19 protein-coding genes are annotated in these 19,444 nt (G+C 53.9%); 12 read left to right on the forward strand and 7 right to left on the reverse strand.

Annotated features, from left to right (window positions below; all coding sequences use genetic code 11):
- Positions 1-309 precede the first annotated feature (309 nt).
- Positions 310-3,762 (forward strand): indolepyruvate ferredoxin oxidoreductase family protein, encoded by a 3,453-nt coding sequence (locus PsAD26_RS10365; protein WP_063310324.1) that lies wholly within the window; start codon positions 310-312, stop codon positions 3,760-3,762.
- Between the two features lie 560 nt (positions 3,763-4,322).
- Positions 4,323-6,353, forward strand: a complete 2,031-nt coding sequence (locus PsAD26_RS10370; RefSeq protein ID WP_208981776.1) for a methyl-accepting chemotaxis protein — start codon at positions 4,323-4,325, stop codon at positions 6,351-6,353.
- 111 nt (positions 6,354-6,464) lie between these two features.
- On the opposite strand, the gene PsAD26_RS10375 is transcribed toward PsAD26_RS10370, so the two are convergent.
- Both PsAD26_RS10375 and PsAD26_RS10380 read right to left on the reverse strand, forming a co-directional pair.
- Positions 6,465-6,791, reverse strand: coding sequence for a DUF1330 domain-containing protein (locus tag PsAD26_RS10375; protein ID WP_063310325.1), 327 nt, complete (start codon positions 6,789-6,791; stop codon positions 6,465-6,467).
- Positions 6,792-6,862: 71 nt separating this feature from the next.
- Positions 6,863-7,432: a TetR/AcrR family transcriptional regulator gene (locus tag PsAD26_RS10380; protein WP_208985620.1), complete on the reverse strand. Its 570-nt coding sequence runs from the start codon at positions 7,430-7,432 to the stop codon at positions 6,863-6,865.
- Between the two features lie 142 nt (positions 7,433-7,574).
- Here PsAD26_RS10380 and PsAD26_RS10385 point away from each other — a divergent pair, with 142 nt between their 5' ends.
- Positions 7,575-8,075 carry a DUF417 family protein gene (locus PsAD26_RS10385; RefSeq protein ID WP_063287922.1) on the forward strand — a complete coding sequence of 167 codons (501 nt, stop codon included), beginning with the start codon at positions 7,575-7,577 and terminating at the stop codon, positions 8,073-8,075.
- 83 nt (positions 8,076-8,158) lie between these two features.
- Here PsAD26_RS10385 and PsAD26_RS10390 read toward each other — a convergent pair whose 3' ends face one another.
- The gene (locus PsAD26_RS10390) at positions 8,159-8,779 is read right to left on the reverse strand and encodes a TetR/AcrR family transcriptional regulator (protein ID WP_063310327.1); all 621 of its coding nucleotides are present in this window, start codon (positions 8,777-8,779) and stop codon (positions 8,159-8,161) included.
- A 414-nt stretch (positions 8,780-9,193) separates the two neighbouring features.
- Here PsAD26_RS10390 and PsAD26_RS10395 point away from each other — a divergent pair, with 414 nt between their 5' ends.
- The 5 genes from PsAD26_RS10395 to PsAD26_RS10415 all read left to right on the forward strand — a co-directional run bounded on the left by PsAD26_RS10395 (position 9,194) and on the right by PsAD26_RS10415 (position 12,670).
- The gene (locus PsAD26_RS10395; protein WP_063310328.1) at positions 9,194-10,024 is read left to right on the forward strand and encodes a universal stress protein; all 831 of its coding nucleotides are present in this window, start codon (positions 9,194-9,196) and stop codon (positions 10,022-10,024) included.
- Positions 10,025-10,261: 237 nt separating this feature from the next.
- Positions 10,262-10,858: a HupE/UreJ family protein gene (locus PsAD26_RS10400; protein ID WP_063296109.1), complete on the forward strand. Its 597-nt coding sequence runs from the start codon at positions 10,262-10,264 to the stop codon at positions 10,856-10,858.
- A 145-nt stretch (positions 10,859-11,003) separates the two neighbouring features.
- Positions 11,004-11,912 carry an aminoglycoside phosphotransferase family protein gene (locus tag PsAD26_RS10405; protein ID WP_063310329.1) on the forward strand — a complete coding sequence of 303 codons (909 nt, stop codon included), beginning with the start codon at positions 11,004-11,006 and terminating at the stop codon, positions 11,910-11,912.
- Positions 11,913-11,966: 54 nt separating this feature from the next.
- The gene (locus tag PsAD26_RS10410) at positions 11,967-12,302 is read left to right on the forward strand and encodes a hypothetical protein (protein ID WP_063302172.1); all 336 of its coding nucleotides are present in this window, start codon (positions 11,967-11,969) and stop codon (positions 12,300-12,302) included.
- The gene (locus PsAD26_RS10415) at positions 12,299-12,670 is read left to right on the forward strand and encodes a nitrile hydratase subunit alpha (protein ID WP_063310330.1); all 372 of its coding nucleotides are present in this window, start codon (positions 12,299-12,301) and stop codon (positions 12,668-12,670) included. The genes PsAD26_RS10410 and PsAD26_RS10415 overlap by 4 nt, the downstream gene beginning before the upstream one ends.
- A gap of 19 nt (positions 12,671-12,689) precedes the next feature.
- On the opposite strand, the gene PsAD26_RS10420 is transcribed toward PsAD26_RS10415, so the two are convergent.
- The gene (locus tag PsAD26_RS10420) at positions 12,690-13,433 is read right to left on the reverse strand and encodes a DUF4344 domain-containing metallopeptidase (RefSeq protein WP_063310331.1); all 744 of its coding nucleotides are present in this window, start codon (positions 13,431-13,433) and stop codon (positions 12,690-12,692) included.
- 106 nt (positions 13,434-13,539) lie between these two features.
- Positions 13,540-13,902 (reverse strand): VOC family protein, encoded by a 363-nt coding sequence (locus PsAD26_RS10425; RefSeq protein ID WP_063302175.1) that lies wholly within the window; start codon positions 13,900-13,902, stop codon positions 13,540-13,542.
- Positions 13,903-14,127: 225 nt separating this feature from the next.
- Between PsAD26_RS10425 and PsAD26_RS10430 the strand changes: the two genes are divergently transcribed.
- From PsAD26_RS10430 to PsAD26_RS10445, 4 genes are all read left to right on the forward strand, one after another.
- Positions 14,128-15,957 (forward strand): sensor histidine kinase, encoded by a 1,830-nt coding sequence (locus tag PsAD26_RS10430; protein ID WP_063310332.1) that lies wholly within the window; start codon positions 14,128-14,130, stop codon positions 15,955-15,957.
- Complete coding sequence (locus tag PsAD26_RS10435) at positions 15,938-16,618, forward strand: response regulator (protein ID WP_063310333.1); 681 nt, start codon at positions 15,938-15,940, stop codon at positions 16,616-16,618. The genes PsAD26_RS10430 and PsAD26_RS10435 overlap by 20 nt, the downstream gene beginning before the upstream one ends.
- A gap of 162 nt (positions 16,619-16,780) precedes the next feature.
- Entirely contained in the window at positions 16,781-17,335 is a 555-nt protein-coding gene (locus PsAD26_RS10440) for a cytochrome b/b6 domain-containing protein (RefSeq protein ID WP_063310334.1), read from the forward strand.
- A 121-nt stretch (positions 17,336-17,456) separates the two neighbouring features.
- Positions 17,457-18,119: a phosphotransferase gene (locus tag PsAD26_RS10445; protein WP_063310335.1), complete on the forward strand. Its 663-nt coding sequence runs from the start codon at positions 17,457-17,459 to the stop codon at positions 18,117-18,119.
- Here the strand turns inward: PsAD26_RS10445 and PsAD26_RS10450 are convergent.
- Both PsAD26_RS10450 and PsAD26_RS10455 read right to left on the reverse strand, forming a co-directional pair.
- Entirely contained in the window at positions 18,058-18,687 is a 630-nt protein-coding gene (locus PsAD26_RS10450; protein WP_063310336.1) for a DapH/DapD/GlmU-related protein, read from the reverse strand. The genes PsAD26_RS10445 and PsAD26_RS10450 overlap by 62 nt on opposite strands.
- Complete coding sequence (locus PsAD26_RS10455) at positions 18,684-19,376, reverse strand: ceramidase domain-containing protein (protein ID WP_063310337.1); 693 nt, start codon at positions 19,374-19,376, stop codon at positions 18,684-18,686. Before PsAD26_RS10455 ends, PsAD26_RS10450 begins: the two co-directional genes overlap by 4 nt.
- Positions 19,377-19,444: the final 68 nt, after the last annotated feature.

Consider the following 19,444-nt stretch of genomic DNA (forward strand, 5'->3'; position numbering starts at 1 on the left):
CGATCAGGAATGGAGCCGCTATGGCTCCATTTTTGTTGGTGAAGGCAGTGCTTGCATTCCTTTCAAAACTGACGCAGCGGAGGGCTGAAGTTCTAAGGAAATCAGGAGGTTCTGTCCCTCTGCTTTGGTTATGCGTTGTATTCAAAGGGATTATTGTACATCCGCTGATATTTCATGCAGTATGGGTCTACGTAATATTGCGAGTGGGCCGCATTTCATAATTAAATCTCCAAAAAATCTTGGGTCTTTTCATCGCAGATAATTTCCTGCCGTACTCCGGCAACGCCAGACATTTGTGAGAGTAACCTGATGGTTTCTGAAGAAAAAAGCAGTGAGCCGACCCCGTCCAAGAGCCACAATGCCCCGTCGCTGGATGACAAGTACACCCAGACCAGCGGAGTTGTCTTTCTTACAGGCAATCAGGCGTTGGTGCGGTTGCCGTTGCAGCAGCGCATGCGTGATGAGCTGGCAGGGCTGAATACAGGCGCTTTTATCTCCGGTTACCGTGGTTCTCCTCTTGGGCGTTACGATATGGAGCTGTGGCGCGCGCAACTGCATCTGGATAAGCACAATATTGTGTTTCAGCCGGGCGTGAATGAGGATCTGGCAGCAACGGCCATCTGGGGCTCACAGCACGTGGGCAACATGAAAATGCGCAACAAGGATGGCGTGGTCGGCTTCTGGTACGGCAAAACGCCGGGCGTGGACCGCTCTGGCGATGCGTTTCGCCACGCCAACTTTGCAGGCACGCACCCCAAGGGTGGTGTTGTGGCGCTGTGTGGAGATGACCACGCGGCCAAATCCTCCACCGTTGCGGGCCAGTCCGACCATGCGTTGATTGCCTCTGGCATGCCAGTGCTTTACCCCGCCAACCCGCAGGACATTCTGGACTACGGCATTCTGGCCGTGGAGATGAGCCGCTACAGCGGATGCTGGGTAGGCGTGAAACTGGTGACGGATGTGGTGGAAAGCGCCTCTACCGTGGAGGTGGATCTGGACCGCATTGAGGTTGTGAAGCCGGAGCTGAAAGACCCACAGGGCGGTGTCTGGATTCGTGAGATCGACCTGCCCGTGCAGCAGGAAAAGCGGCTGCTGGAAGAGAAGATTCCACGCGCGCTGGCCTTTGCGCAGGCCAACAACATCAACCAGATCACCCACGATGCCCATGAGCCGGAAGTCGGCATCATTGCCTCAGGCAAATCTTATTCTGACCTACGCCAGGCCATGAACGAGCTGGGTTTGACCCCTCTGGAAACAGAAAAGCGCCGCATCCGCATTCTGAAGATTGGCATGGTGTGGCCGCTGGACCCAAAGATCATTGAGGGCTTCTCGAAGGGTCTCAAGAAGATCCTTGTGGTGGAAGAAAAGCGCCCAGTTGTTGAGGATCAGCTGAAAACCATCCTGTTTGATGCTGGTATGTCGCTTAAGGTGCAGGGCAAGGGCCTGTTGCCGAATTCCGGCGTGCTGGCCGCCAATCAGGTGGCCTCTGCCATTGCAGAATTTTTGGAAGACGACGAGCTTAAGGCCAAAGTGCCGGTGCCGATCAAGCTGAAGCCGGGGCCGGTGCGCCGTCCCTCGTTCTGCTCCGGTTGCCCGCACAACACCTCCACCAAAGTGCCCGATGGAAGCCGCGCGCTGGCAGGCATTGGCTGCCACACCATTGCGTATTTTAATGATCCGGTGAAGACCAAGGCCCCTTCCCAAATGGGCGGCGAGGGTATGCACTGGGTGGGTCAGGCACCGTTTACGGATGAGCCGCATGTGTTCGCCAACATGGGCGATGGCACCTACTTCCACTCCGGCTTTCTGGCTATGCGTCAGGCTGTGGCCGCTGATGCGACCATGACCTACAAACTGCTGGTCAACGGCTTCGTTTCCATGACGGGTGGACAGCCCGTTGATGGGGAGCAGTCCGTGCCCCAGCTCATCACCGCCGCGCTCAATGAAGGCGTGAAGAAGGTGGTGGTGGTGACCGAGGATGTGGAGCGGGTGGAAGCTCAATCCATTCCGGCAGGCGTTGAGGTGCACCACAGACGAGAGCTGGAAGCGGTGCAACGCGATCTGCGTGAGATACCGGGTGTGACAGTGCTGATTTACGATCAGGCCTGCGCCACCGAGCGCCGCCGCCTGCGCAAGCGTGGCAAGTGGGAGGACCCGAAGGTCCGCACCTACATTCACCCGGATATCTGCGAGGGCTGTGGCGATTGCGGCGAGAAGTCGGGTTGTCTTTCCATTGAGCCGCTGGAAACGCCTCTGGGCCGCAAACGGCAGATCAACCAGTCCAGCTGTAATAAGGATTTTTCCTGTGTTGAGGGCTTCTGCCCCAGCTTTGTGACCATTCATGGTGCCGAGCCGAAAAAGGCCACCACACCTGCAGAGCGTCAGGTTGAAAGCGTGGGCGATGAGCTGTTGGCGGAGCCAGAGCTGCCCGCGATCAATGGTGCAACAGGACTGCTGGTGACTGGTATTGGCGGCACAGGCGTTGTCACCATCGGCGCGATCCTTTCCATGGCTGCGCATCTGGATGGTAGCCGTGTTTCCACTTTGGACCTGACGGGCCTTGCGCAAAAGTACGGGGCGGTGATGACGCATATGCGCATCGCCAAGTCCGCCGATGGCCTGCAAAGTGCACGGCTGGCGGTTGGCGAAGCGGATGTGGTGATCGGTTGCGACTTGGTGGTGACAGCAGGCGACGAGACGCTGACAACGCTGCGCAAGGGGTCCGCTCAGGTGGTGGTGAACACCGAAGAAGTGCCGACCATTGACTTTTCCAAGAACCCGGATTGGGACATCAACACGCCCAACCTTCAGGCGCGGTTGAGCGAGGCGGTTGGTGACCGATTGGATTACTTCAACACCACGCAGGCCGCGAAAGACCTTTGCGGCGATGCGGTGATGGCGAATATGATGCTGTTCGGTGCCGCCTGGCAGCGCGGTCTCATTCCGGTATCTCTCGGCTCCATCCGTCAGGCCATTGAGCTGAACGGTGTTGCCCGCGACAAGAACTTCGAGGCCTTTAACTGGGGTCGCCTGATAGTGCTGGACCCGGAGCGGGTCGCCAAAGCACGGGCACCGGTTGCGACTGTAGTGAAGCTCGACCGCCCGTTGCCGCTGGAAGAGCTGATTGAGGACCGGGTGAACCGCCTCAAGGATTATCAGGGCAGCAGCCTTGGCAAACTTTACCGTCAAAAGCTGGTTGCGCTGAAAAAGGCTGGAGCAGGTGAACAGATACTTCGCACCGCCGCGACGCAATATTTCCGTCTGCTGGCGCATAAGGATGAGTTTGAAGTTGCGCGCCTGTTCTCACTACCATCCTTCAAGCAGAGCCTCGCGGAAACTTTCGAGGGTGATCTGGATGTCCGCTTCCACATTGGCGGCGGTCCCTTTGCCAAAAAAGACCGCGTGACTGGTTTGCCCGTGAAGACCGAGTTCGGGCCATGGATGATGAAGTTATTCACGGTCCTCTCCAGCCTCAAAGGTCTGCGCGGCTCGTTCCTTGATCCGTTCCGCAACAATGAGGAGCGCGTTCTGGCAAAAGAAATGCGCTCATCATATGAGGCGGACATGAATCTGGTCTGCACTCGTTTGGCGGAGGCTGGTGAGAAAGCTGCGCATGATCTGCTGAGCTGGCCAGTGAAAGTACGCGGGTATGGCCATGTGCGTGCGGGCAATGCGGAAAAAGCGCTGAAGCTTCGCGAACGACGCATATCTGCACTTAGTAACGCACAAAACAACGCAAAGCAGGAGAAGGTGCCTGCCTGAATTTAACCTTCTGAGATAATTAATGTAATTGGGGTGAGGCCTGCGGGTTTCACCCCGTTTTGGTTTAGAGGCTTACATAGCAACGCAAACGGGCTCAGCGATTTTTTGTAGAAAATTGGCCCCCGCTGCAGGGTCGCACAAGATCATGCCGTTATTCCCTCAGTTTAAGACGTGCCGTGGAGACGTGGCAGCAACCTGCCGTTGATGGGATACCCTGAGCGAAAGATGTAGGTAATAGTACCGCTTTAGTTTTGAGTTTTTCAAAGTTTAATTCCAAGGCGTGTATTGCGAACTTAGGATAATCCCTAATAGTGATAATAGTTTTATTTTAGTATTGTCCAATAAAATGGGTTCTCTATCAGGAATAAAATCTGATCTAAGCTTATCTTTTTATGTATTATGATGATAAATTCAGTTAAATATTAACAAAACTATAATAATGGCGACTGTTGTATTTACGCAAGGAGAGGGGCAATCAACCAAAGGTGGTTGAAACCAGCATCATATGAGTGAGAGATGGCGGAACCCGTACTGATTTCTACAGTATGGCGAAGCAGAAAATGAAACTAAGTCATCGCATTGTCAGCGCATCAGCAGCGGTCCTTCTCGTTGCCTCATCGCTCGTAATTTCGATCGGAACCTACCTCAGCATGCAAACGGCTGAGCAAGACAGTCGGACCCTGTTCAACTCGGTTGCATCTGGACTGGCTGTTACAGCGCAGGATCTTTTAAAAGAGTCGCAGGTTATTTCCACAACACTTGCACGCACTTACGGCGCTGAAATCGACAGTGGAGACGCTTCGCGCACCAACATCGCGCTCATGACAGAAGCGGCCTTGCGCGGCACAACGGACATTCTCGGCATCGCCGTCTTCCTTCAGCCGGATGTTGCAGGCAAAGATGCTGATTACGTTGGCAAGAAATACGCTTCTGACACCGGCCAGTTCGTTCCCTACTTCTATATGGAAGATGGCAGCGTCCAATCCCTGACAGCAGACATTGGCCGCGCTGATGTTCAACTGCGTATGCGCAGGGCGATACAGCAGAAAAGCCAATTCGTGACTGAGCCTTACACCTTTGATGTTGAAGGCAAAAAAATCCTCTCCGCTTCCGTTCTGGACCCAATCCTGAACGCGAAAGGCGAGGCCGTTGGTGTTGTGGTGATCGATGTTGATTTCGACAAGCTGCAAGAAAAAATGGGTGCCGCCAACTTCTATGACACAGGTCGTCTGGCCGTGGTCAGTGAAGACGGGCTTTGGGTCAGCCACAGTGACCGCTCTGTTTTGGGCGAGAAAGTCCGCCCGGTTATTGCGAGTATCATGAGCGGTGTCCGCGACAAGGCGAACATGCAAGAGGTTGGTGACCGCCTGTTTATTTTCGAGAAGTTTCAACTGGGTACGACAGATCAGTCCTGGTTTGCCGGCATGTCCGTCACCACTGAGGAGCTGACAGCCGGTGCCCGCAATACACGCGATATGGCATTGATTGCAGCGGTGGTTTCCGGCCTGATCGGTTGCATTATTTTATGGTTCATCGGCAACTCCATTGCCCGTCCAATCGTCAATCTGACCCACCGAATGCAATCTCTTGCTGATGGCAATGTTTCCGATGAGGTGCAGTACACTGGCCGTTCTGACGAAATCGGTCAGATGGCTAACGCATTGAAAGTGTTCGTAACTGCGGTCTCTGAACGCCAGAGCTTGCAGTCAGAAGCTGAGAAGGAGCATTTGCGCGAGGTGGAGCGTCAGAAGGAATCATCCAAACTGATTGAGGCGTTCTCCGGCACCGCAGAAACCGCTCTGACGGTCATTCACAGTCGGTTTGATGAGCTGGAGCAGACCTCTAAAGATCTGGCGGATATTGCCGAGAACACAAACCTTCAAACCACAGCAACCTCTGCGGCTTCTGAAGAAGCAACAGCGAACGTACAGACGGTGGCCTCTGCTTCTGAGGAGCTTTCAACCTCCATTGAAGAGATTGCGCAGCAGATTGCCCGCACCAACAAGGTGATCACCCAAACCAACGATGCAGTACAGGCCACCAACACCAAAGTGCTGGATCTGGACGGCACGGCGCAGCGCATTGGCGAGGTGGTCAATCTCATTCAGGACATCGCCGAGCAAACCAACTTGCTAGCGCTCAACGCCACCATTGAGGCAGCTCGTGCCGGTGAGATGGGCAAGGGCTTTGCTGTTGTGGCAACCGAGGTGAAGGAGTTGGCAAGCCAGACCTCTAAGGCGACTGAAGAAATCTCTCAGCAGATCGCGGAGATTCAAGGCTCCTCCAAGGATGCCGTTGAAGCTATTCAGGAAATCACCTCCAGCATCCGGCAGGTTAACGAGTTTTCATCCAACATTGCGGCCTCTGTTGAGCAGCAGGGCGCGGCCACTGCCGAGATCACTGAAAACGTGCATCAGGCAGCAACAGGCACGCAGAACGTTTCCGAAAACATGGTGCTGGTGGCGCAGGCAGCAGAGAAAACCAACCAGTCCTCTGATCTGGTCTCCAAAACCGCATCGTCCGTGCGGCAAGAGGTTGTTGACCTTCGCGAGCAGATCGACGACTTCCTGTACAAGGTACAGTCCGTATAAGGCTGTAACCTAACGATAAATCAGGCTGGTGAAGTGATAAGCTTTGCCAGCCTTTTCTATGCTTGGATGTAGCGGCTTGCACCTATCCGTTGCTTCATCTGCGATATGAGGTCATCTCGTGAAATAACCTGACTTCACAACGCTTTCTGTTTCTGAATGACCTGGAACCACAGTCGCAAATCCCTCGATGACCTGGCTGCTGAACTTTCTAAGCTCGATCATTTCTTCTGAATTGTAGAAGGTCACAGCAGCCTCAAAACTCTCGAATCTGTACATCACCATATTCGTGTAGGATGTTGACCCCGCAAGGGTTTTCATTGGGCTTGCGACAATCAACTCGCCGCCATATTTTTCGATAATGGGAAGGGATCTGGGGCCAAGTTCCTCAATGCGTGACCTGTCGATAATATTGTAGTGGTGAAGAACATAACCAGCCATTTAAAGTATCCTGAAATTATAAAGTGAGGCGCCGCCTACATCACTGCGCCTGCTAAGCAAACCCGGTCTGCCTAAATGGTGCTGACCAGAACAGTGACTGTCTCTTCCAGCTCTGTCAGAGGCGTGCCGCCGCGCACCATGACCCGCAGGCCGAAGTAACCTGCTGCCAACAGATTGGCCTCCTGCTTTCGCAAGGCATCATCACTCTTGTAGGGCTCGGAGACGGCGAGGGCAGTGTTGAACAGGTCTTGCGTGCTCTGGATACCTTCCTGCGCGTTGAGCTGGATCTGCTGATCATCATGGGCGTGCTCAATGGCGGAGTTGCACAGGAAGCAACCGCTGCGGTCGCCGTTGCGCACTGGCTCCAGCACTGCTGCAAACAGATCCACAAATCGCTGTTTTGCGTCCGGGGCCTTGCAGATCACCTGTGCCAGATGGGTGATATCTCGCTCGTGGTAGAGCTTCAGCGCCCGCGCGTACATGGCGTCTTTATTGCCAAATTCCCGGTAGAGCGACTGCTTCTTCAGCTCGGTTATCCTCTCCAGGTCCTGCATGGAGGTGCCGTGATAGCCTTTTTCCCAAAAAGCTCTCTGTATTCTGTCCAACGCAGTTTTGGGGTCAAATTCCCGAGGTCTCGCCATCACATTAATTCCCGCTCACAACAATGTTACCGATCAGTCCGTAATTCATTATGGACACATCGGTCCGTAATACATATACCTAAGTGCACAGGCTGGCAAGACCCGCCGCAACACACTACCAAATTCAACACAGGAGGTTGAAATGACTGATCTTACTCACGCGCCTGCCACTCAATCAGATGACAACGCCGCCCTGGGTGCTTTGTTCTCCGATATCGCGAAAAACGGAATCTTCGCCGCCCTTATTCTCGTGTTCCTTTGGTTTGGTGGCATGAAGTTTACGGCTTATGAGGCCGGAGCAATTCGCGGACTGGTCGAGAATTCTCCCTTTCTTGGATGGCTTTACTCATTCCTGTCCGAAGGAGCTGTGTCCAAACTCATCGGACTTACAGAGCTGACCATCGCGGCGTTACTCACCACCCGCTTCTTCGCGCCTAAATTTGCGGTCTTCGGTGCGCTTGGTGCCATCGGCACGTTTCTGTTGACCTTCAGCTTCTTCTTTTCCACGCCGGGCGTGTTCATTCCGGACACTGGCGTGCTGGCGATCTCCGTTATTCCTGGGCAGTTCCTTTTGAAAGATATTGTCCTGCTGTTCGCATCCGTGTTCGCCCTGGGCAACGCCCTCAGTGCTACTGCAAAATAAAGAACTCCTCACTGTGCACTGAAATGGGGGCGTCTATGGCGCCTCCATTGGGCTACCCGCAAAACGCCGGCAAGTACCGGCTTTTACCGCCCACCTGTCTTCATTCTACTCCCCAACGCTTCCAGGGAAACTTCGATTAATTTGAAGATCTTCTCCTCGGGCATGCCGAACTTTACCATCTCGTAGAGCCCTTCAAAAATGAGCATAAAGTACCCGGTTAGCAGCTCGATCTCGCCCGGGTCTTTGAGCTCATTCTGGCATTGAACGAGCTTGTCGCGGATCTGATCTTCCCAATTGAACTGCAGCCCCTGAAACTGCTCCCAGAGCTCTTTATCCACGTAACCAAGATCGATAAGCGTCAGCCAGAAGAGGCCTTTCTCTGCTTTGATCTCATCGCAGCACAGCTCGGTAAACTCCATGAAGGCTGCTTGCATGGCGGAGTAGATATCAGAATGCAGAGCCATAATCGATTGCATTTGCTGGCTATATTTGAGGTAGTACCAACTGAGTGCTGCGACGACCAGGCCCTGTTTTGATGTAAATCTGCCTTCCAGAGTGTCAAGAGAAACGCCCACCGCCTCCGACACGTCTTTCATCGTGGCAGCTTTAATCCCCTTTTCCAAAAACACACGAATGCTCGTATCAAAAAGACTTTCGAGTTCGGGAATTGGAATGTCCGGTTTAACTGGTTCGTCCGAGCTCATTTTGAAACTATAGATTATTCAAAAATGCCCTCAACACAGATGCTCGGCTTTAGAAAAAGAAACGCAAATCCAATGAGTTGGATACATTTCAATTTATGCCAATTCCGTTGAACTCCGCCAGACAGACTGCACAATAAGGCAGTTTTGTGCTGTTTGCCTTTAAATATTCAAAATGTAAAAATCAGACAGTTGCTCCGCGTCTCTATGTCTATCATAGGTTGACTTAAGGTTATTTCGCATACGTAGGGTTATAATATTTCGTAGGCGGCTAAGTATAGCACCCAATTTACTTGCGGCTGTTTGGGGCCAACTATCACTCTATGAGGCGGGAAGGGTATTCTTGGCAACTCGACCTACAGGTGGGTGCTTTTCGCGTTCTGCGCTTCATGATTTGAGTCAATTGGAGGTTCAGATATGTCTATCAAAACAGTCGTCACCCTTACCGACACGTCCGGTGATCAGGTTGCATCCCGCGTTGCAGTTGAACTCTCCAAGCTGACAGATGCCTATCTGATTGGCGTCGTGCCCAACTACGAGACCTCCTACTACCTGTGCACCGCTGGACCAATGCCGCCAGATTATGAACAGCGCTTGCAGGAGCAGTCCGTCGCGACACTCAATAAGTCATTGGAAGGATTTGCAAAACACTTCGATGGTGCGGGCATAGATGGTGAAACGCGCGTCACAGACATCACCCTTGGCGGCACGTTTGACGAGCTGATGCATCTGGGGCGTTTGAGTGATGTTACCGTGATACGACAGGACGATCCTACCAAGCCGGAACCGATGCGTGCTGCCATGATTGAAGCGATGGTGTTTGACACCGGTGTCGCGACACTTATTGTGCCGCATGCATATGAAAAAGCGTTTGCGCCCAGAAATATAGCCGTGGCTTGGGATGGCTCTGGTCCTGCATCCAACGCAGCGCATGCCTCCATGTCCATGCTGCAAAATGCAGACACTGTTTCCGTGGTGATGATCACGCCGCATGATGAGCCGAAGCACTCTGAGCTGACAGACATCCGCAATTACTTTGAGCGCCATGGCGTGAACATTCATCTGGAAGTGATGAGCAACGTCTCCGGCTCCGTCTCAGAAGCGCTGTTGAGCACGGTAGAACGCCTCAATGCCGACATGCTGGTTATGGGCGGATACGGACACAGCCGCTTAGCGCAGTACCTGTTTGGCGGGGCGACACGCCGGGTGCTGCACGAGATGAAGATCCCGGTGCTGATGACCCACTAAACCCAACTCATAAAGGGGACCTCACAGGTTCCCTTTTTTACTGCATCCTCCTCTCTTTACATTTCCCATGATGTTTTCTACAGGCAATCCGGCGTGTTTTTCCCAAAAGAACGCGGTTTGATTGCCAGTCTTCAGAAAACAAGTCAGTTTGGCGTCACCTTGTGGAGGCACCTTGCTCCACACCTGACGACGTAGACTGCGCGTGGCATTGCGCGCTCAATATTGGAAATTGTACTTATGAAATTGAGAGAGACTGCCGGTTTAACGGGTCTTCTGGCAGTATTGATGTTGATTGCTCTGCCTGCACACGCCGCTGCCTTTTCAACTGCGCAAGCCAAAGCGGATTTTCTCCACGGTCTGTGGCATCCCCTTGGTGGGCTGGACCATATCCTCACGATGGTTGGTGTCGGTGTCTGGGCTGCGCTGGTGCTTCTTAAAAAGCGTTTGGTCTGGCCGCTGGTGTTCACGCTGGTCATGTTCATGGCGTTCTGGGCACGCTACATGGGCGTTGTTGTGCCGTATGTTGAGACAGGCATCCTCGCCTCTGTCATCCTGATTGGCTTGCTGGTCGCGTTTGCGCTCAAAGTTCCGGTTGTCGTGGGTGCGCTGGTTGTTGGCGTGTTTGCCGTCTTTCACGGTGCTGCACACGCAAATGAGGCGAGTGCAAGCAGCCTGCTGATTTACGCTCTTGGCTTCTCCGTTTCCACGTTTGCGTTGGGTCTTGCTGGGCTCGGCCTTGGCTCCCTGACAGAATGGAACAGCGGACGCATGTTCCTGCGAGCCCTCGGCGCTATCACAGCGTTGTTCGGTCTCTACCTGATGTTTGTTGCCTAGTGTCGCTTTAAGGCGACAGTTCTCGAGGGATTGCCTCAGTTTTGAGGCTTCCCCTTCGCAAGCTCACTCATTTTTGCTTAGGTTAAGGTGCGGTCCCGACCGCGCCTTTTTTAGTGCTGATTTTGATAAGTGATTGCGAGTTTCAATGAGTGATGGCCGTTTGATGATAGCGCCCGAAGTGGTGCGCAAGATGCTTGATGAGCAGTTCCCCGAGTGGAGCGACCTGTCTGTCAGACGTGTTGAGCAGGACGGCTGGGACAACAACACCTTCCGCCTTGGCAACGAGCTGAAGGTGCGTTTGCCGTCTGCAGCGGGTTATGTTCCGCAGGTCGAAAAGGAGTTTAACTGGCTGCCGAAACTGGTAAAACATCTGCCTGTCGCGGTTCCTGAGCCTGTTGCTCTTGGCAAACCGAATGCAGATTACCCATATCCGTGGTCAATCTATCGCTGGATCGAGGGTGAGACAGCCTCTGCTCATTCTGTCCGTGATATGAACGAGTTTGCGAGAAATCTCGCGGCCTTCCTGCATGCGCTCTGGGCTGCCGATACCACAGGGGCGCCGGAAGCTGGAGATCACAACTGCCACCGTGGCGGTAACCTCAGCGTCTATGATGAGGAGACACGCTTCTGCCTCTCGGGCGTGACTGACCTGATCGATGCTGATGCCGCACTGATGATTTGGGAGAGAGCCCTCCAAACCAAATGGACGAAGCCTGCAGTTTGGGTGCAGGGAGACCTCTCAAACGGGAATATCCTCACACGGGATGGCCGCCTCAGTGCCGTTATTGATTTCGGCTTATGCACGGTTGGCGATCCCGCCTGCGACTTAGTTATAACCTGGAAGTTCTTTTCCGGCGTCAATCGCGAGATTTTCAAAACCGCGGTCAATATCGACCAAAATACCTGGGATCGCGCCATAGGCTGGGCTCTCTGGAAGGCAGTTCGCACGCTCTACTACGCCAGAAAAGACAATATCGCTGAGGAACAAAGAGAAGCAAAAGCAGTAATTGAAGTCATCCTCTCAGATGCAAAACTTGTTACCACGAAGACTTAAGGTCCTGCCTTTAGGCTCTTTCTGATCTTATGCAGTCAAACAGGAAGAGCAGCAATGGAAAGAGACTTTGAGTTGTTGTTGACCCAGCGCATGTGGGAGGATCCGGCATTCGCGAAACTGGCGCAGCGCGATGCAGCTGCTGCGCTTAAAGAGCTGGGAGTGAAGGTTGATCCCAGCGTTAAAGTCCGGATCATCCAGCAGCGCAAAGACACGCTTTATCTGACTATTCCACCTGCCAAACAAGAGGGTGCACTTGATACAACATTGGATCTCAACCAGATGGATTTGTGGTCCAGCGGAGATATGTTTGTCTGGGTTGCCTCGGTTTATAACAAGGTCAAGCTGCTCGGCATCCGCTCTTCCATCGCGAAAGGGAAGAGGGAAGCATGACAGACCGCGATAACAGCGACTTTGCGGAGCAAGACTACCGACGGATGATCAACGATCCTGCGTATCGCCAGCGACTGATTGCAGATCCGAAAGGAACACTTGGCGAAACAACGGGTTATGAGTTTGATGCAGGCGTACGCGTTGAGGTGATTGAGCAAGAGCCCGACACCATCTGCATGATGATCCCCATTAAGCCGGAGGGCTCTGCTGATGAGGTTGAGCAGGCGCTGCACAAATCTACCGAGCGCACGTATGACCTGCTGTTTTCCTCTGGCATCAGCGGGTATTTCATCCCGAGTGATGAGCTGAAATGGACTCTTCGAGATATGCGCCACAGTTGGATCAGCAAACTGGGGCTCAAGTTATGACCCCCAGTACACAAGCACATCAGTTCTGCAGATTGGACTGATAGAGGGATCTCAGATGCGGGATGAACTCGGTGCAGAAGGAGATGGAGACCTCCTCAGGATCGTAAAACGCGTTCGGCTCACCACAGCTTTCCACCTTTACGATGACCTCGTTGGGCAGAGACATGTCGTCTTTTAGGCTTTTAACTTCCTCAGAAAGTACTTGATTGATGACCTCGGCGTCCGCGCCAGTCCCGGCATGAAAAGTCATTGCGACACCGGAGTCTGGCGTCATCTCATCAAACACAGCGCCCCAACTGCTGGCCGCTTGCTCGTATTCTACAGGGCACATCTCCGCCCGGTCTTCCGGTAGGTCCAGATCTTCGGCCAGCCCTGCACGGTTATCCGGGTCTGCACCATAAAACAGGCAGACGTGGTTGTAGTAGCGTTGCTGATCTGGCCCATGCAGATCCCACCACGCCACCTCTTCCTCCCCATCGGGATCGTTGATATAGCCAAACGCGCTGTTGACTGCGAGCTCCAGTGCGGCCTCTTCCTCGTAGAGCCAATCAATCATCAGCACGGAGAGCACGTCTGCCGCGTCTTCCTCCTGCCCGAAGATCGGCACCTGCATCTGGTCAATCACCGCATGGCCAACCTCGTGGTAGAAGATCGACAGGATGTTTGCTTCCACAAAGGCGTCCTCTGCTTCATCAGCCTGCGCACCAAAAGGGGACAGCAGCGAAACTGTGAAAGTCGCAGCGAGAAGAAGAGAACGTAACATTGGCGGCCTTCCGTATGAGCACTTGAAATCTCTGATTAATTATTCAAGTGCCACGTATACGCAGGTTCGCCAAGTCCTTTGTGCTATGTGATACATCTGAAGGGCGTTAGCAGTGGAAGTTGAGCTTGTTGCCATCCAGATCACGGCAATAAGCCCCATAAAACGCCTCACCACGCGGGCCGGGAGGGCCTTCATCTTTGCCGCCCAGTTGTAGAGCAAGTGTATGCAGCGTCTCGACGGTTTCGCGGTCTTCCACCCGCAAAGCCACCATGGTGCCATTGCCAATGGACGCGTCCTGACCGTCATACGGGGTGTTGAGGACGATGAGCGGTTTGCCCTCGCCAAAGCTCCAGGCATAAAGCCGGTTGTTTTCAAAGACCCGTGTTGCGCCCATCTTCCCCAAAATGGCGTCGTAAAACGCGCAAGCGCGGTCTAAATCGTTGGTACCCAAAGTGATATAGCCGATCATATGGTATCCTGATCCCAATAAATTGCAGTCAATGGCAGAGCGTTCAAAATCAGTAGAGGTGAATGGTTCATTCCCCTGAGTAAACTACAGGGCACGCTCCAAGTAAATGCAGAAGAGGCCTGGGCTGCCACGCTTCGTCGCCCTAGGTGAAATACCTATTGCAATCGAGTGGGATCACTGTTTGTTTCGGATTATCTAATATACGTTGAGCCTAGGAATTGCTGCATGCGAGGCTTTCTTCAGCGCATTGTTTGTGTTGCCCTTTTTCTTGCTGTGTTGGTTGCAAACCAGCTGGCGGCAAGCCCGGTGTTCGCGCAATCTGAAATGGTGCGCGTCGGCATCCTTTCCTATCGTGGCAGCTTGGAAACTCAGCGTACATGGGCGCCGACCATTGAGCATCTGCAACGTGAACTGCCGGATGTGGAGTTCTCCTATCTGCCTCTGACGCTTCAACAAATTGCTGAGCAGGCAGACCAACTGGATTTCATCATCACCAATCCGGGTCACTCGTTTCAGCTGGAACGGATTGCGGGCGTCAGCCGCATTGCCAGCGCACGCTCTCACGTTAACAAAAGCGAGATGCAGGATCTCGGGTCGGTTATTTTCACGCGAGCTGATAGCGGCATTGGTGGGTTGACTGAGCTGAAAGGCGCGAGCGCGGGCGTGGTCTCTACAGAAGCTTTCGGCGGATATCTCGCAGCCAAACACAGCCTGCAGCAAAGCCTTGGCACTGAGCCTGACTTGCGCGTTAAACCTCTGGGCTTTCCGCAGCAAACAGTGGTGGAGGCGGTGGTCAATGGGGATGTGCAGATCGGCATTGTCCGCGCTTGCCTTTTGGAGAGCATGAGTGCGGCTGGCAAGCTGGATAAAACGCAAATCCGTGTGTTGGGTCAGCAGTATGACCCGGAGTTTGCCTGTGCCAGAACCACGGAGCTTTATCCGGGTTGGGCGTTTTTGAAGGTGCCCGGCGTCTCTCCTCAGCTGGCAACACGCATTACGCAGGCCCTGCTATCCATGCCGGACGGTGCCTGCACGGATGAATGGCTCGGCCACGCCAACTGGATTGCACCTGTTTCTTATGCTGCGGTTGAGCGGGTTTACCGCGATCTGGCGCTCTACCCCTACAACAAAGACCTTCGGCAAATCCTGAAAGACTGGGTGGAGCGGAACTACTTTCTGCTTGGCGTGATCATCCTGCTCAGTGGAGCCTTTTTGCTGCATGTCGGGCATGTGGAGTTTCTGGTCCGCCGCCGCTCACGGCAGCTGGAAACAGCCAGTGGCAAGCTGGCCAACGCTCTGCAACGCAACCTGATGCTGGAGAGTGAGCTGGCCCATGCCGGGCGTGTGTCTTCCATGAACATCCTTGCTGGCAGTCTGGCGCATGATCTCAAGCAACCGCTTGGCGCCATCTCCACCTTCGCCCATAGCTTGCGGCAGCGGTTGGACCGTGGCACGGCGGATGAGGAAACACTGCAGAAGCAACTCACCCGCATCTCAGAGCAAGCCAATCGGGCTTCTGACTTCATCAACTCCATGCGTAGCTTTCTTAACAAACAGCCAGAAGCGCGGCGGCGTGTTGACCTGCGCGATCTGGTGGATGAAACCGTGATGCTCATGCGCACCTTTGCCGCCAAGCATGCCTGTCAACTGCAATGGGACCCACCGCAAGAGCCTGTGTTCGTTTGTTGTGATGATGTGCAGCTGCGGCAGGTTATGGTGGTTCTGCTGCAAAACGCGCTTGATGCCACGGTGGAAGCTGGCCTTGAGGATGGAGTGATCTCCATTCAGCTGGACCATACAGCAGAAACCTGCGAACTGAGGGTGTGCGATCAAGGTGCTGGCATTCCAAAAGAGCTGGAGGAGAAGGTGTTTGAGCCGTTCTATTCCAGCAAAGGCAGTCTGGGGTTGGGACTGGCGACTGCGCTGAGCATTGTTGACAGCCACGAAGGGGATTTGACCCTGAAACCGATGCCAGAAGCAGGTACATGCGCAACAGTGAGACTGCTACTGAGCCGCTCGCAAACAGAGGAAAACCATGACACAGCAACCCGTTAAACCGCTTTACGGACCTGAGGCCGAACCTGTCATCATCATCATTGATGACGATGATGCCATGCGGGAAGCACTGGTGTGTCTGGTGGAGTCCGTCGGGTTGAAGGCCGTCGATTTTGAGCGCGCCGATGACTTCCTGAACTCTGACCTACGTCCTTGCGTCGGTGTTATCATCACCGACATGCGCATTCCCGGCACCAGTGGTCTTGGGCTGCTGGAGAAGCTGCGTGCTTCCGGCCAGCACTTGCCGGTGATTGTCATATCCGCCTTTGCCAACTTGCGTGATGGTGTACGTGCCATGAGCCTTGGAGCCGTTGATGTGTTGGAGAAACCGTTTGACGAGCAAAGCCTGCTCGACAAACTGCAGGACTTGATTACGGAGACCCGAAACCGCGCCAGCCAGTGCTGCCTGACAGCGCAAGCCAAAGTGAAGGTAGACCGCCTGACTAATCGCGAACGCGAGGTGATGGGTTATCTGGCGCAAGGCCTGCAAAACAAAAGCATTGCCAATGCGTTAGGCCTCAGCGTCAAAACCGTAGAAATCCATCGCCACAATGTGCTCAGCAAACTGGAAGTGCAAACCCTCGTCGATGTCTACCAACTCACCCAAAGCGCCGACCGCGCCACCGGCTCTGGCAGGTGTTGCGGAGTGGAAGAGGGCTGAAGCTGGGTTTGCGATACAAACTTTACTCACAGTTTCAGGTTAACTTCAGGATCGCGTGGTGAGGTGCCGGGGTTACGAGGCGGCAACCAGGCGGCGTTTAAGACGCGTCTGAAGCAAACTGCAAACAACAAGTTGCTGCCATAAGAAGAACTGGCAGAAACTATGACTGATCAACAATATGTGCGCTCCGCCCGGATGCTTCACTGGCTGATGGCCCTTGGCTTTCTTTCCATGTGGGTGACCGGATACATCATGAAGCTGGACTCTCTGGAAGATACTCCACTGGAAGAAAGCCTGTTTGACCTCCACATTTCTATGGGTGTGACCCTTCTGGGCCTCTTGCTGCTGCGCGTGGTTATCCGCCTGCTCAACACACCACCCGCTTTGCCTGCGGGGCTGACTTCATGGGAAAAAATCGGCTCCCATCTTGGTCACCTGGGCCTGTATCTTCTGCCGCTCGTCACCATGCTGGTGGCATGGGCCGAGGTTGATTTTGGCGGCCACGGGGTAAAGTGGTTCACCATTGCAATGCCAAAAATCTTCCTAACCATGGAAACCCTTGCTGGCATCAATCTGGAAGACACCACGGCAACGGCGCATGAGCTGCTTGCATGGTCCTTGCTGGCGCTGGTTGCCGTTCACGTGGCTGCTGTTCTCAAGCACAAGTATTGGGACGGCCACGATGTCATGGGCCGCATGAGCCTGCGCAGCAAGTAAAAGGACGCAGGGGAGGGCTTGCAACAGCCCTATTGCCGAGGGCGTGTTGGGGCAGGCCCTCGGTTTCCGCGTCACCTCTTTGCAGATCTGTTATGCTGATTGCAGCGGGGAGGACTGGCGGATGACAACAGGGCGTATTGTGGTGCTTAACGGAGCACCAAGATCTGGCAAAAGCTCAATTGTTGCTGCCCTTCAACAGCTTGCCAGCACGCCTTGGATGAACCTCGGCGTTGATGTTGTTGTCAAGCACGTTACACCTGAGAGGATGAGACCGGGAATAGGCCTGCGCCCCGGAGGAGAGAGGCCTGACCTGGAGGACTTTGTCTCCCGCTCCTATCAGGCGCTTTACAAAAGCATCGCAGCCCATGCGCAGTTGGGCTTTGATGTCATTGCTGATCTTGGCCACCACAACAGCTATGCCAACATTGATGGCAACTGGGCCCAGTATCTGAAGGAGCTGGAAGGGCTGGACGTGATGATTGTCGGCGTCTTTTGCCCACTGGCAGAGATTATGCAGCGCCGAGCTGGTAGTGATGGGAATTATCTCACGGCCAATGAGGAAGGCGAAATCCCGTTACCCGTCCTTCGCTGGCAGGAAGAGGTTCACAAGCCGGGGATTTATGATCTGGAGCAGGACACTTCGATGTTGAGTGCAGAGGAGTGTGCGGAAAGAATTCTGAATGTGATTGCGTCAGGCGCAAAGTTTAATGCCAGAGACAAGCTTATAGCATCGCAGGTACGAGCTGCTTCGCCTGCTGATCGACTGAAGACAAGCGGGGGATGACACTATCTGGTTTCAGCAGGGTGCCGGGTGCGAGGACTGAGTTTGCACCGACCTTGCTGTTGTCACCGATCAGGGAGCCAAATTTTGTCACGCCTGTCGGGATTTCTTTTCCATCCTGAAGGAGCGTAATCTCTTTCCCAGCCCATTCATTGCGGTGATTGGCGACAACAACGCCAGCTTCCAGATTGACGTTTTTGCCTAAAATGGAATCTCCCAGAAACCCGAGATGGGCGAGTTTGGAGCCTTTGAGCATGAAGCTGGACTTCACCTCACAAAACGGGCCAACCGCGCAGCCTTCATCCAGAAACACGCCTCCGCGCAAATAACTGCGGGAGGACACAAAGGCGTTTGGTCCGATGATCACCGCGTCTTTCAGTGTCGCCCCATCTTCCACCACGGCGCTTTCGTGAATAGCGATGCTGTTGGTGATGCGGTACGAGCTATCAAGGCGAGAGATCATGCCCTGAATGATGCTTGCAGCGTTCGTCGTCATCGCCCACGGTGTGTGCCCAAGTCCTGCGAGTGGTGAACTCTCCCAGTTCGCAATGTAGTCATGCAACCGGATCATTGAGCCTTTCCTTGTGGCGGCATCTTGAGAACCAGCGCTGCAAGGAGGAAGCCGATCATCAGGCCGTTGAGCAGGTGCCACATGAAGTGGGTGCCGAAAGCGACGGAAAAGCAGAGGGCCATGTCCACGGTTCGGAACATCAAAGAGACTGCAAAGGTTGCCGTGGCGAGCGTGATATAGGCCCGGGCCGGGTGCTTGCGCAGGTGCATCAACAGGGTTGCGATGAGCAGAGCGACCATAGCTGGCAGGTATTGCAGAGAGCCGTTGAACGGGTCAGGACCAGCATCAATATCAGTCAGTACAGCATCCGAACTGAACCAGAAAATAGCGGCTGTGATGCCCACTGCAATGGCACTGGCACGCAAGGTGCGGAACAGGTTTTCGCCGGTCGCACGATAGATCACCGTGACGATGTAAAAGGCTACAAAACTCCAGATCGGGACAACGTCCGCCAGCTCTGACCAAGTGTTCGCAAATGTATGAAACAGGAATGAGCCAACACCAATGGCCGCTGCAAGCGCGATCAGCACCAGCTCTGCAATGCTCGGGTTGCCCCGTTTGCGCACCAGATAAAGCGCGATCAGAGCAGCCAAAACAAAGCTGAAATTGCTGAGCGCATTCAACGGTTCATTCCAGAACCCCGGTGCGGTTCGCTCGCAGTAAAGGTCAATATAGTCAGCAGGAAGCATCGCGATATCTCAATGGAATTCAGAGGCTGAAAGAGCAGAAAGACTAAATCTGTAAGTGTGCCGATTGT

It is taken from the genome of Pseudovibrio sp. Ad26 (assembly GCF_001623285.1).
In the GTDB taxonomy this organism is placed as follows: Bacteria; Pseudomonadota; Alphaproteobacteria; order Rhizobiales; family Stappiaceae; genus Pseudovibrio; species Pseudovibrio ascidiaceicola.